Origin of the sequence: Anaeromassilibacillus sp. An172 (assembly GCF_002160515.1) — a bacterium.
Classification (GTDB): Bacteria; Bacillota; Clostridia; order Oscillospirales; family Acutalibacteraceae; genus Limousia; species Limousia pullorum.
Genome location: NZ_NFKS01000031.1, coordinates 22,130 through 35,783 on the forward strand (window position 1 = coordinate 22,130; position 13,654 = coordinate 35,783).

General features: G+C 35.8%; 11 protein-coding genes. 10 read left to right on the forward strand and 1 reads right to left on the reverse strand.

Annotation, left to right across the window (positions count from 1 at the left end; genetic code table 11):
- The first annotated feature begins 322 nt into the window (after positions 1-322).
- The 7 genes from B5F08_RS11995 (at position 323) to B5F08_RS12025 (ending at position 6,507) form a co-directional block, all read left to right on the forward strand.
- Positions 323-2,269, forward strand: a complete 1,947-nt coding sequence (locus B5F08_RS11995) for a sensor histidine kinase (RefSeq protein ID WP_087379826.1) — start codon at positions 323-325, stop codon at positions 2,267-2,269.
- Entirely contained in the window at positions 2,266-2,934 is a 669-nt protein-coding gene (locus B5F08_RS12000) for a response regulator transcription factor (RefSeq protein ID WP_087379829.1), read from the forward strand. The genes B5F08_RS11995 and B5F08_RS12000 overlap by 4 nt, the downstream gene beginning before the upstream one ends.
- Positions 2,935-3,159: 225 nt before the next feature.
- Positions 3,160-3,450 carry a Mor transcription activator family protein gene (locus B5F08_RS12005; protein WP_087379832.1) on the forward strand — a complete coding sequence of 97 codons (291 nt, stop codon included), beginning with the start codon at positions 3,160-3,162 and terminating at the stop codon, positions 3,448-3,450.
- A 38-nt stretch (positions 3,451-3,488) separates the two neighbouring features.
- A complete protein-coding gene (locus B5F08_RS12010) occupies positions 3,489-3,743 on the forward strand; it encodes a hypothetical protein (RefSeq protein ID WP_087379835.1) in 255 nt (84 codons plus the stop codon).
- Between the two features lie 15 nt (positions 3,744-3,758).
- Positions 3,759-4,997, forward strand: a complete 1,239-nt coding sequence (locus tag B5F08_RS12015; protein WP_087379838.1) for an SHOCT domain-containing protein — start codon at positions 3,759-3,761, stop codon at positions 4,995-4,997.
- Positions 4,998-5,229: 232 nt separating this feature from the next.
- The gene (locus tag B5F08_RS12020; RefSeq protein ID WP_158096303.1) at positions 5,230-5,517 is read left to right on the forward strand and encodes a Mor transcription activator family protein; all 288 of its coding nucleotides are present in this window, start codon (positions 5,230-5,232) and stop codon (positions 5,515-5,517) included.
- A 69-nt stretch (positions 5,518-5,586) separates the two neighbouring features.
- A complete protein-coding gene (locus tag B5F08_RS12025) occupies positions 5,587-6,507 on the forward strand; it encodes a helix-turn-helix transcriptional regulator (RefSeq protein ID WP_087379843.1) in 921 nt (306 codons plus the stop codon).
- 111 nt (positions 6,508-6,618) lie between these two features.
- Here B5F08_RS12025 and B5F08_RS12030 read toward each other — a convergent pair whose 3' ends face one another.
- The gene (locus B5F08_RS12030) at positions 6,619-7,443 is read right to left on the reverse strand and encodes an AraC family ligand binding domain-containing protein (protein ID WP_087379846.1); all 825 of its coding nucleotides are present in this window, start codon (positions 7,441-7,443) and stop codon (positions 6,619-6,621) included.
- A gap of 265 nt (positions 7,444-7,708) precedes the next feature.
- Between B5F08_RS12030 and B5F08_RS12035 the strand changes: the two genes are divergently transcribed.
- The 3 genes from B5F08_RS12035 to B5F08_RS12045 all read left to right on the forward strand — a co-directional run bounded on the left by B5F08_RS12035 (position 7,709) and on the right by B5F08_RS12045 (position 13,102).
- Positions 7,709-9,895, forward strand: coding sequence for an alpha-galactosidase (locus B5F08_RS12035; protein ID WP_087379849.1), 2,187 nt, complete (start codon positions 7,709-7,711; stop codon positions 9,893-9,895).
- 309 nt (positions 9,896-10,204) lie between these two features.
- A complete protein-coding gene (locus B5F08_RS12040; RefSeq protein ID WP_087379855.1) occupies positions 10,205-11,629 on the forward strand; it encodes a PTS transporter subunit EIIC in 1,425 nt (474 codons plus the stop codon).
- A 264-nt stretch (positions 11,630-11,893) separates the two neighbouring features.
- Positions 11,894-13,102: a helix-turn-helix domain-containing protein gene (locus B5F08_RS12045; RefSeq protein ID WP_143256419.1), complete on the forward strand. Its 1,209-nt coding sequence runs from the start codon at positions 11,894-11,896 to the stop codon at positions 13,100-13,102.
- The last annotated feature ends 552 nt before the right edge of the window (positions 13,103-13,654 follow it).

The window sequence follows — 13,654 nt, forward strand, 5'->3', positions numbered from 1 at the left end:
AAAGAAACAGATTTAAAAAATGCCATAGCTTAATTTTTAGCTGTGGCATTTTTATTATGTTTTTTATAATGAAAACAAAAATAAACTATCACATAATATAAATATTATATGTATTATAGAGAAAATATATATTTATTTTTATGTTTTTGTTTAAAGTTTATGGGCGTAATGCTGGGTTATACAAGGATTTTAGTTGAAAATTTTGTAATATATCACATAATTTGAAATTTTACCTTACAATTTTGTAAGGTTCGCAGTTTGGGGCAATATTTGTGATACAATAGAAGTGTAAAATACACAATGGGGAAAGGAAGCTGTTGTTATGGAGTTGAGGAAATTAAATCAAAAACTATTTAGATGTCTTTTGCCTATTTCTATTGTAATTTTGAGCATGATGCTGTTGCAGTCATTTTTTTCGCAAAGATATGTTTCATTGCAGGCTTTAGAGCCGAATGATGGAGTATTGGATATAAGGGGTATTGATTTTTCGGATGAAGTATATCATCTCGTTAATAGTTGGGATTTTTACCCCGAAAAGCTGTATATTTATGAAGATTTTAAAAATGGAACGGTGAAAGAAAAAGCAGATAGCGGTGTTTCTGCCGATGATTATGGTTATGGAACTTATCATTTGAAAATATTGGCAGAGCCAAATCAATATTACACACTTTGCAGTTTTTCTATAGATTACGCAACACTTGTATATGTAAACGGAGCGGAAGTTGTATCCTATGGAAAAATAGCGGATAATGCTGAGGACTTTGTGCCTCAGGGAGGTTATATGACGGTGCCGATGGCATCTGACGAAAACGGAGAAATTGACATTATCTATCAGTATGGAAACTACGTTCATAATGAAGGCGGATTTATACAGACAACCTATATTTCAACTCCTCAGAATATGGAGGAATTCAAAGCTGCCAACGACCTTACATCCCTTACGATAAGCGGCGGTCTTGTGATGCTGATGCTTTACTTTTTAATGAGTGCTGCGGTTCTTCGCAAAGGAAATTTCCTATGCTTGGCTTTCTGCTGTTTGCTAATGGCGCTGAGAGATCAAAACTTTTACAGTAGTCATTTACTGCCGCCGGATACATCATGGTATATAGTGTATAGATTGTTTATTATAATTGTAATGTTAATGCCGGTTTCACTGCTTTTGTTGTTGAAGTTTCTGTATCATGATGCGACAAAGAATTGGCCGCTGTACATTTACCTAGGTATTGCTGCTGTTGCGGTTATTTTGATAAGCGTAATTCCTACACAGAACCTGGTTTTAATATCTACATCGGTTTATTATTTGTCTATTCCTTATTTGCTTTATTTGATTTATGGTGTTACACGTCACTATATAAAATTACGTAGGCTTAAAACGGCTGACATTCTGGTACTTGCAGGTTTCCTGATTCTTTTAGTCAGCATGCTGTACGAAGCACTTTTGACTAATCAAAGAGCATCAGTTGCTCACTATGGTGCAGCTGCTTACGGTATGATAAGTTTTGTTTTTCTCAATGCTTCGGCAATCAATCTTCAGATTCAGGAAAGAGAATTTGCACTTATTGAGAGCCGCAGCAGAAGCGAAATGCTTGAAAAGATGAACAGACTGAATATGGATTTCCTTCATAAGGTTGCCCATGAACTTAAAACGCCGCTTACGGTTATTTCCGGATATGCACAGCTTACCGGTATACAGATTGCCGCTGACAGAATAAATGAAGAAACACCTAATAATTTAAGGACAATTCAGTATGAAGCACAGCGACTTGCCAATATGGTAACAAGGCTTATGGAATATTCTTATGGAAGAACTTCGGAAGTTGCTTTCAGCTGTATTAACGTATCGGAATTATTGGAGAATGTCAGAGCTATTGCTGTACCTATGTGTCTGAAAAATCGTAACGCAGTAAAGATTTCTGAAAATGAATGTTCTGATATACACGGAAGCTTTGAAATGATGCTTCAGGTATTTACAAATTTAATTGTAAACGCAAGTAAAGGCACAACTAACGGAACTATAACTATAAGTGCATCCGACAATGAAATGGACGAATTTGTGGTATTCCGTGTGCAGGATACGGGTAAAGGTATCTCACCGGAAGTTCTTCCTCATATATTTGAACAGGGATTCAGCGGAAGCGGAAGCAGCGGACTTGGTTTGACAATATGCCGTGAAGTAGTGGATGCTCATGGAGGAAAAATCTGGGTAGAAAAAACAGGCCCTGACGGTACTGTATTTGCATTTACGATTTTAAAGGAGGAAGTTAAATGAGTACAATTTTACTTGTAGAAGACAATCCGCATATTATAAAAATAAACTCTGAGCTTCTGAAACTGCGTGGATATGATGTACTTCAGGCGGAAACTATAGCAAAAGCAAAAGACCAACTTCGCTGGCATAATGTGGACTTGATAGTGCTTGATATTATTTTACCTGACGGAAGCGGTTTGGATTTATGCCGAGAGCTGAAAGCTCATCTTAATATACCGATTTTGTTTTTGACTGCCCTCGGTGAAAACCAGGATGTAGTTGACGGACTTCGTGCAGGCGGTGATGATTATTTAGCAAAACCTTATGACTTTGAAGTGCTGATTGCAAGAATAGAAGCACGTCTGCGTTCTGCCGCTGATGTTCACAGATACTTTTTATATGGTTGTTTGAAGCTCGATACAGTATCGCTTACCGGATATGTAAAGAATGTGGATATTCAGTTGACTCAGAAAGAATTTTCCGTATTGTTGATTTTGGCAAAGAATGCAGAACGCAAGGTTACCCAGAGTGAGTTGATGCGAGAAGTGTGGGGAGAAGAGTCTGACAAAGAAAATAGAGCATTGTGGACATTGATTTCAAGACTTAGAAAAAAACTGAATAGTGAAGTCTCACGTCTTGAAATTTCCTCACTAAGAGGCGGAGGATATTTGCTTGAACAGCTTTAAAACTTGTATTTGGTAAAAGAAAAATATTTGTATAAAAAACCTTCAAAGTGGAGAAAAGCCTCTTTGAAGGTTTTTGTTTTATTAAAAAGAAAAAAGTGATTTTATGTAGTCTGATGGATTATTTTATTTTTTTAATGGAAATAATGTAAGGAATATTTCATAAGAACAGTCGCTCTATACAATTCTTAGAAAATATATAATAATATTAGTAAAAAGAGGGAGGCAATGCAGAATATGGATGTAAGCAGTATAAAGTGCGAATATTTAAACGGCGCTTACAATGAACTTGCAAATTTGCTTGGGATTGAAGCGGTGTTAAAAATACATGCGGCTTATAGAGGACAGCAGATTACTTTCCCGGTTCAACTTTTCAGTAAGGATTTTTTGAGAAAACAGATTGTAGAGGAGTATAACGGCAGTAACATAAAACAACTTGCAACGAAATACGGCTACAGTGAAAAATGGATCAGAAAAATCCTTAAAAGCAGTTTAGAAGATGAAAAATGTGGTCAATAGATTCCACTTTAAATATTTTTAATAAGGAGGTGGCTTAAATGCTTAGTTTGATATCGCTTGTGTGTGCTGTGTTGGGCTACATACTATTCTTTTTAACAGAGATGGCAATTTTTCCTTTTATCCTGATTATTGCCGGTTTGGTTTTATCTCTGGTTGACCTTGAAATGCTTTACAGCAAAGAAAAACTTCAGTTTGACGATTTTATAAAGGAAGCTTTTCAAACAAACTGGGGAAGCATTATATCTTTTATTGGAGGAGTAGCTTTTTTGATTTTATTATTTATTTACGCATAATGAGGAGTATTAAAAATGGCTTTTAACGATTTTTTAAAGAAAGCTAAGGAAACCGCATCAAGTGCGGCAAACTCGGCTAAAAATGCCGCTAATTCGGCAAAATCAAAGTATGATGAAAAAAGAAAAGAAGCAAACGCCCAAAAGGCTGAAAGAGAAAGAATAAAAGCTGAAAAGCAGGCGGAGGCAGATGTGGCTGCAAAGAAAATGGTTGAGGATATCAGAGCAAGCCAAGGAACATTGTTTGACGTTGATAAAAAACAGCTTGCAGATTTTACTGCCGATTATTATGACAAGCTTTATTTGCCGGCGCATAGCGTATCAGCAAGTAAGTTGATTTTTCATCCTCTTGATAAGAAAATTGACAAGTACGCACAAAAGGACTTTCCCGAATATAACAATGCCAACGAAACGCCTTTGTGGATGATTTTGGGTAAAGGTCAGCAGAAAATTTTTCTTTCCACTAAAGCTTTGTATTTCAAAAAGGCATATGATGAGGAAAATATGTTTTTCTGCACAGGTACAATTCCTATAGAAAATATTGAGTCTGTTTCCTACAGAAAAGACGGCGAAAACTACATATTTGCGTGTAACGGAGTAGAACTGCTTAACAGCAAAACAGGTTTTGCACTTGATACAGATTCCTTTGCAGGCTATATAACAAGAATTAAAAACAGAGATTTTACTATTACTAACGAGCAGATAGACAAGCTTATAAAGGAAAAAATAGGGGAGAATATTTTAAAAATTGTCAACGAATATGTATTTGACGATGAACTTATCCTTTATTTCGCCTGGGGCTGTGACTCTATAACTGCAAAGGACTTTGTAGTATGCTCAGACAAACAGATGGTTGTGCTTGACCGTGAAGCCTTTGGTTTGACTAAAAATGTAAAGCAATTCTATTATGAAGATGTTACATCCATGGCTACAATTCAAAATACAAACGGCTTGCTTGACCTTGCCCTTACAGTTGCGCTGAGCGTCTGTGATTTGGAAATATCAGTTGCAGGAGCGAAGGAACGATTAAATAATATGTATACATATGAGGCTGAAAAGGCTGTAAAGGTATACAGAGAATGCAGACGTGGAATTAAAGAGAGCAATAAACAGCCTCAGGTTGTTGTGCAGCAGGCATCAACTCCACAGGTTGATCCTTTGGAGCAGATACAAAAGCTTCAAAAATTAAAAGAAGCCGGAATTCTTACAGAAGAGGAATTTAACGCTAAAAAGGCCGACCTTTTGAGTAAAATCTAAATTATTTATTTTGGCTATCATCATTATTTGGTGATAGCCGTTTTTGTGACAGCGGAGAAGAGGATAAAATTCCTTATATAACTGCGAGACTTTCACGAAAATTTTTAAAATTATTTAATGAAAAAGAAAGATGGACGTTTTATGGGTATCTGTATTGTTATCATAAAATCATAAGAATAACAGTGTACGTTGCTGTTTCGTGAAAATCTGTCATAGATAAGGGGAGAGAATTTTGTCCAGAACATTATTAACCATTGATACGGAATACATTGAATACGAAGACCTTAATGGTGTGTACAGGGAATTTGCCGACTTACTGGGAATAGATGCCGCCGTAAAAGTGTACAAGGAGTATCGAGGTCAACAGATTACGCTTCCTGTTCAGCTGTTTGATAAGGAATATATTGTTTCACAGATTTTGAAAGAATATAACGGATATAACATAAAGCATTTAGCCACCAAGTTTGGATACAGCGAAAAATGGATACGAAAAATTATTAAGGATAACATAGATAAGTAAAAATATAATTTATTAGACAAAATGCGAGCTGAGTGATATAATAAATTATATACATAGGGGGTGAGTTTATTGAATTTGTCTTTGGATTATAAAGGTAACAAGGGCTTCAGACTTTTAAATATTTACGAGCGGTTAAACAAAGGCGAGGTGGTTTGTAAAGAGGAGCTTGCAAGGGATTTTGGAGTTTCACTTAAAACCATACAGCGTGATATTGACGACTTGAGAGCATATTTAACAGAAGCTCATTTTACTGAAATAGAAGCCACCATAAAATATGATAAGGCTAAAAACGGTTATTATCTTGTGCGGCTGGAGAGGGAATGGTTTACAAATGAAGAGGTTCTTGCTCTTGCAAAAATTCTATTGGAAAGCCGAGCCTTTAGAAAAGACGAGCTTTCAGAGCTTATGAAAAAACTTTTAATGCAGACATCTGATAAAGACAGAAAAACCGTTGAAGACATTATTCACGGTGAGTATATGTCATACATTCCGCCAAGACATAATAAGCGTCTGCTTTCTTTGGTTTGGAATCTTTCAGCTATTGTTAAATCCCATAAGATTATAACTTTTTCATACACAAGACAGGACGGCAAGAAAAGTGTTAAAAAGGTTAAACCGGTAGCTATAATGTTTTCTGAGTTTTATTTTTATCTTATAGCATATATGGCTGAAGCAGATAAGGATTTTCTGATTGTTTTCAGAATAGACAGAATGGAAGATATAAAAGAAACCGGCGAGATTTTTTCAGTTCCCTATAAGGATAAATTCAATGACGGAGAATTCCGTAAAAGAGTTCAGTTTATGTATACCGGAGAACTGAAAACAGTGACCTTTGAGTACAGCGGCGTGCTTGAAGCAATTCTCGACCGAATTCCCACTTGTAAAATTTTGAAAGAGGAAAAAGGAGTATACACAATCCGAGCCGAAGCCTACGGCGACGGAATTGATATGTGGCTTAGAAGCCAAGGGGATAAGGTTAAAATTTTGTGATTAAAGATATGAGTTTTATCAAAAACAATACATAAAACATGTTGTTATATATCTCTTCTTTTTATAACAAAACCGACATCAGCGAGAAATTGTTGATGTCGGTTTTGTTTTTTATTTGTTTTTGTGTGTTTCTCTGTAATCTTTTGGGGACACGCTTTTTTTATTTTTGAATAGTCTGGAAAAATACAGAGAGTCGTCATATCCAACCGAACGTGAGATTGTTGATATTGGTAAATCCGTATGTACAAGAAGGTCACAGGCTCTTTTTACTCTGAAATTCAAAAGATATTCTTTTATTGAAACGCCAACGGCGGATTTAAAAAGTCTGTGGAGATAGGAACGGTCTATATTTAGAAAATCTGCAATACTCTGAACTGTTATTTCCCAAGAGTAGTTGGCTTCTATGTATTTTAATGCTTCATCTACATATTCGACACGTCGGTTTTCAACGGAATTTTCTTTGCTTGGAAATTTCTGTGCCAAAAGAAATAGATATCTGTATAGAATACTGTTCATTATTAAATCTCTGTTTTCAGTAAGCTGATAGGCTTCAAACATTTTTTCATGGCAGTTTAAAAATTCCTTATCATTTTCGTATGAGAAAACAGGACATTTTGTAAGAGAGGTTCTTGAAAGGTACTGTTTGATTTTAATGCCCTGAAATCCTATCCATGTGTATGTCCATGGGTCATCCTTGTCGGCTTCATAGTATATAAGTGAACCCGGCGTTATTAAAAAAGCCTCTCCTGCGGAAAGATGATAGGTTTTTCCGTTTGTTTCAAATATTCCTTTTCCCTCCAATATAAGGTGAATTAGATAGCCGCTGCGCAGAGCCGGACCATAGCTGTGTCCCGGAACACATGCCTCATATCCGCAGGTGTATACCATTGCATCAATATTTTGAGAAAAATCATTTGAAAAAACATAATCATGCATCAAACTCACTGCCTTAAAATTACTATTTGTGTAATAAATTATATCATTATTCGGTGTGTAGGGCAACAGATATATGTAATATTATAATTTAATACAATCAATGAGTTTATAAAAACTATTTAATATAACTATTGATTTGTGATGATATTAGTCACAAATCTGTATATAGAAACAACATTTGTCCATTTAATAAAATTTATTTATTGGTATAATGTAAGTAAAGAAACAAACAGAAAACAAATATAAAAAGAAAGAGGGAATATAAATGGCAGTTATTTATAACGATGAAAAACAAATTTTTCATCTGCAAACCAAAGGTACAAGCTATGTTATGCAGGTTGTCCGAAACAAGTATCTTCTCCATTTATATTGGGGAAAACGAGTTCAAAATTACTGCGGAACAAGGTCAATAATCCTTAAAAACCGAGGTTTTGCGCCAAATCCTCAGGAAAATGACAGGGATTTTTCTCTTGATACTCTTCCTATGGAATATCCTCATGGGGGAAACGGTGATTTCAGAAGCTGCGCTTTTGGAATTAGGGAACAGAACGGAAGCAGAATTTGTGACCTTTCATATGTCGGCTACGAAATAATGAAGGGTAAACCAAAGCTTGAGGGACTTCCATGCTCTTTCGGTTCGGAGGAAGAGGTTTCAACACTAAAAATCCATATGAAAGATAAAATTTCAGGACTTAGCGTTTTCCTTCTGTACGGAGTCTTTGAAAATGCGGACGTTATAACACGCAGTGTGGTTTTTGAAAATCATGGAAACAGTCCTTTGACTCTTACAAAGATGCTGAGTATGTCTGTGGATTTCCGTGAAAGTGGATTTAAGGTGATGACCTTGTATGGCGCACACAATAATGAAAGAAATGTGGATCTACGACCGCTTAAAAGCGGAATGGTACAGATTGAAAGTTTAAGAGGAACAAGCTCTCCGCAGCAAGCCCCTTTTATGGCACTATTAGAGGCAAATGCTTCAGAGGAATCAGGAAATATATATAGCGCGAATTTTGTGTATAGTGGTAATTTTACCGCCTTGGCACAGGCGGACGCCTTTGAAAATGTAAGATTTCAAATGGGTATGAACCCATGGAACGGTGAATGGTATCTTGAGCCCAACGAAAAATTTTTCACCCCAGAAACAGTAATGGTTTTCTCCTCACAGGGACTTAACGGAATGTCACAGATATACCATAACTTTTATCAGCATAATCTGATAAGAAGTAAATTTGCATTTCAGCCACGCCCTATACTCATAAATAATTGGGAAGCTACATTTTTTGATTTCAATGAAGATAAGCTGCTTGCCCTTGCTGATAAGGCGGCGCAGACAGGAATAGAGCTTTTTGTTTTGGATGACGGATGGTTTGGTCACAGAGATAATGACGACAGTTCCCTTGGCGACTGGGTCACAGATAAAAGAAAGCTGCCTTTGGGACTGTCTCATCTCTCCGACGAAATTCATAACAGAGGACTTAAATTCGGACTGTGGTTTGAACCTGAAATGATATCAAGAAACAGCGAGCTTTTTAGAAATCACCCTGAATATGCCCTTCACACAGAGGGACGCCCCTATACTTTCGGCAGGGGACAGCTTGTTCTCGATTTGTCTAATGATGAAGTTTGCCGCTATGTTATCGAAAGTGTTTCAAAGGTTCTTAGAGAAACAAAAATTGACTATGTAAAGTGGGATATGAACAGACACCTCACTGATGTTGGAAGCATTAACTTTCCTATGGAAAGACAGGGAGAGATTTTTCACAGGTATGTTTTAGGACTGTATAAAATCTTAGAAGAGCTTACCACAGAGTTTCCGGACATACTTTTTGAAAGCTGTTCCAGCGGCGGGGGAAGATTTGACCCTGGTATGCTGTATTATATGCCGCAGACATGGTGCAGTGATAATACCGACGCAGTTTGCAGAATGAAAATTCAATATGCAACCTCATTTACATATCCGGTTGTTACTATGGGAGCTCATGTAAGCGAGGTGCCGAATCAGCAGACAGGCAGAGTTACACCTCTTCAGACAAGAGGACAAGTGGCAATGAGTGCAAATTTCGGTTATGAAATTGACCTTACAAAGCTTTCCTCTGAGGAACTTGACGAGATAAAGAAACAGGTTGCTTTTTATAAAGATATAAGAAATACAATCCAGTTTGGAAAATTCTACAGAATAAAAAGTCCATTTGATGAGAATGTTGCACAGTGGAATTTTGTTTCAGGCGACGGAAGTCAGGCTGTAGCTTTCCATTTTGAGATTTTAAGCCAGCCGGCAGCACCTATAAAGATATTAAAGCTTAAAGGTTTGGACGCTGATGCCGTTTACCGTGATATTTCTACCGGTTATGAGTACGGAGGCGACGAGCTTATGTACAGCGGAATAAGTGTTCCGCTTGAGAAAAAAGATTTTAGAAGTGTTTGCTTTAGATTTGTTAAAGTAAATTGATAATCGGCGTAAAGCCGTTAAATAAAGACTTTTCTGCCGAAAAAAGTCGTTTGCAGAAGCTGCCATAAAGCACAATAAAAATTTTTCTGTAAGCAAAACCAACACATTAAGAGAGGAGGTGCTTTGTTTCGGCAAACTGATTGAAAGAATTATGCTTGCAGTGCTCATTTCAGGAAATTATGAAAGGATAAACAGTCGGTACTAAACCGAAAGGGCAGCATTTCTGCGGTATTTCCTGAATGTGCAAATGAACAATAATTGTTTGTTTATATAAAGTACGGTAAAATAAAAATGTCAGAAGGAAACATAATGGACGCAAAAAAGCGAGAAAGATATGAAAGCATATCAAAAGAACTTACCGTGTTGGTTGGAGGAAAAGAAAACATCCAGGGTGTTGCCCACTGCGCCACAAGACTTAGAATAGTTTTGAAAAATAACGACAGCGCAGATTTGGAGAAAATACGCAATGTAGACTTGGTAAAAGGCGTATTTGTTGCAGGAGACCAGGTGCAGATAATTTTCGGTGCAGGTCTTGTAAACGATGTTTATGAGGTTTTCGCAGAGTACAACAATATGAAAAACATGAGTCTCAGCGACCTTAAAACAGAAGCAAATAAGAAGATGAATCCTCTCCAGAGAATAATTAAGGCTCTGTCTGATGTGTTTATCGATATTATGCCTGGAATCCTTGCTGTGGCTTTGCTTACAGGTATTTCCGGAGTTTTGGGAAATTTTGAATTTGTAGAAAGCAACGAAACACTTTTTGCAATAAACAGACTTATTAACATTGCATCAGGCGCAATCTTTGGCTTCCTTCCTTTGGCTGTGGCTTACAGCGCAGTTAAAAGATTCGGCGGCCGTCCGATTTTGGGTATTGTAATAGGCTGTATAATGCTTTCACCGAGTCTTGCAGATGCATATGCTGCGGCACAGGGAACAGTAGAGGTTACAACTCTCCATATATTTGGTTTAGGCGTAGATTTGGTAGGTTTCCAGGGTGGTATTATTGTTGCATTGCTTATGGGCTTTATCACAGCGAAACTTGACATCTTTTTTGAAAGAAAAATTCCTGAGGTTATCAGACTTCTTGTTTCACCGCTTCTCACAACACTTGTCAGTGCACTTCTCCTCTTTATAGTTGTTGGTCCTGTAGGACGTATGCTGGCTTCAGGTATTACAAACGGTCTTGTGTTTATGACACAAAACTTTGGCGCAATCGGATACGCTATATTCTCCGGTACACAACAGCTTATAGTAATTACAGGTCTTCACCATATTTTCGGAGCTATTGAGGCACAGTTATTGGTTGATACAGGACGAAACTTCCTCAACCCTCTTATGTCTGTGGCAATCATTGCTCAGGGCGGCGCTGTTTTGGGATATCTTATGCTTCACAGAAAGAGCGCAAAGACAAAAGAGTTGTGCATACCGAGCTTCGTTTCCGTTCTTTTCGGTATAACAGAGCCTGCATTGTTCGGTATCAACGTAAGATTTAAGTATCCTCTTATAGGCGGATGTATCGGCGGAGCAATCGGTGGTCTTGTAGTTTATTTTGCAGATTTGGCAGCTCTTGGATTTGGTACTACTGTAGTTCCGGGAATTGCCTTGGCTGATCCGGCAAATAACGGCTATATTTGGTACATAGTTGCACATCTTACTGCTCTTGTGGCTGCTTTCCTGCTCACAATAATTTTAGGAAACTTTAAAAAAGACAATAAGGCAGCAACTGTTTAAAATCTTAAAACAACTGAATAAAATATAAAAATATCCGGGAAACTTTGTGTTTTCCGAATGTTTTAATTTATAAAATATATAATTTAATACAGATTAAATTTTGTGAAAAAACAACTGCGTCGCAAGGTGATTTTTAATATTTTTGTAATGATGATTTTGTATAAAATTGTTTAATTATCATAATTGATTGTACTTGAATTACTATGAATAAATAATGTAAAATCTTTTATAAGAGATATTTGAGGGGGCAGTCATGTGAAAAATATGGATGATTTGCTTTTAGGGCTTAATTTGTTTTACAGGTCTTCAAATTGTTATATATCTATTTTTAATATGAAAGACAATAATATATTTTGGAGCTGTTCAGATGATTTTTCTGCATTTTTTAAAGAGATTTTTCAGCGTCCATATATTAAGTTTGGAGATAAACCAAAAATATTTTTAATTAACGGATTGGAACTCATAGCTGTATTTAAGTTTTCTATATTTAATGAAGAGTTTGCGGTTCTTTTGGGGCCGGTTTTTACCACTGACCCTTTTAATGATTCTGGACTGTTCGGAAAAACATTGTACTTGGTTACAGAAGGAGATACCAAAAAAATAAAGGACTATTTATACAAGGTAAAGATTTCCGAGAAACAGAGTTTTATAGATGATTTGTTCCTCTGTTATTTTATGCTTACAGGAAATACTATGGAGAATGAATATAACATAGAGGAAAAAATCATTTATAAAAGTATAAACAGAGATATAGAAAAAAGAATTTTTGAGATGAGGGAAGAGGAAGAACCAGACTATTTTCCATTTGAAAGGCAGGAAACAGTTCTTTCAGCTATAACAAGCGGTGATGTGAAGAGAGCAAAAGAATTGTGTAAAACATTTTTGTGTTTTAAGCCTTTTAAAAGGTGTGATGACAACCTTACCTCAAGTAAAATCCGCTATATGTCTGCTATGCTTGTCATTTACAGACAAGCTATACTTTTCGGCGTTGATGAAACACATTCTGCGGCGATTTATAAAGAATTTTGCAAAAAAATTTCGTACGCCAAAAATGAATTGGAAATGAAAAATTTATTTTTATCTGTAGTTGTAGAGTACACTCAAAAAATATCAGACTCAAATGTTTATAAAGTTGATATCAGAAAGGTAAATCCGGCGGTAAAAAAAGCCGTAAGCTATATCAGCCAGCATTTGCACAGCTATATATCCGTATATGATATTTGTTGCTACTGTGCCGTCAGCGAATCTTATCTAAGAATAAATTTCAAACATGATTTAGGAAAAAGTATTGTTGACTTTATAAATGAGCAAAAAATCAGGGAATCTAAGATACTTTTGAAAAACACGGATTATACAATAGCTGAGATTTCCGGTTATCTGTCTTTTTCTTCTCCAAGCTATTTTGCTAATCTGTTTAAGAAGTATTGCGGAAAAACTCCCCGTGAATACAGAAATTCAATAGATAAATGTTGAATTTTAATTAAATAAATCGAATATTGTTAGTATTGCAGCCCTCTCTATGTTATAATTCTAAACATAAGAGGGTTGTTATTTTACACAAAAAAATCATTATAATTTACTGAAAAATGTACAGTATAATATTTATTTAGCTTAAATTATTGCTATTACTAAATATAAAAGTAAAAAATAAGAAAAAAGTGTGATTTAAAGCTGAAAAGATAATTATATGTTAAATACTATATGAATATTGTCCGATTTGCCATGTGTAGCTTAAAATATAGCATATAGAGAAAGGAGTATTAAAGATTTTTAAATGAGCAAGGAGGAAATCGGATATTTATAGAATTTTTGATGGTTATATGTGTGATGAATTAAAATCGACATAAGAGGAGGGATAAATTTATATCGTAAACAAATATTTTAGTGTAATTTTTTATTTATTTCTTTGTTTAATCTGAAAGACCAACTATAAAAAGTCAATAGGAAAAATAAAAAAATAACGAATAAGGGATGAAAAAATATGCAAGACAAAAAGACCTGAACAAAAAGTCCAAGTCGATGGAT

Coding starts and splice junctions, on each gene's coding strand:
- B5F08_RS12040 (WP_087379855.1), top strand. CDS start 10,205: ATGGACGCAAAAAAGCGAGAAAGATATGAAAGCATATCAAAAGAACTT.
- B5F08_RS11995 (WP_087379826.1), top strand. CDS start 323: ATGGAGTTGAGGAAATTAAATCAAAAACTATTTAGATGTCTTTTGCCT.
- B5F08_RS12045 (WP_143256419.1), top strand. CDS start 11,894: ATGGATGATTTGCTTTTAGGGCTTAATTTGTTTTACAGGTCTTCAAAT.
- B5F08_RS12000 (WP_087379829.1), top strand. CDS start 2,266: ATGAGTACAATTTTACTTGTAGAAGACAATCCGCATATTATAAAAATA.
- B5F08_RS12030 (WP_087379846.1), bottom strand. CDS start 7,443: ATGCATGATTATGTTTTTTCAAATGATTTTTCTCAAAATATTGATGCA.
- B5F08_RS12015 (WP_087379838.1), top strand. CDS start 3,759: ATGGCTTTTAACGATTTTTTAAAGAAAGCTAAGGAAACCGCATCAAGT.
- B5F08_RS12035 (WP_087379849.1), top strand. CDS start 7,709: ATGGCAGTTATTTATAACGATGAAAAACAAATTTTTCATCTGCAAACC.
- B5F08_RS12005 (WP_087379832.1), top strand. CDS start 3,160: ATGCAGAATATGGATGTAAGCAGTATAAAGTGCGAATATTTAAACGGC.
- B5F08_RS12010 (WP_087379835.1), top strand. CDS start 3,489: ATGCTTAGTTTGATATCGCTTGTGTGTGCTGTGTTGGGCTACATACTA.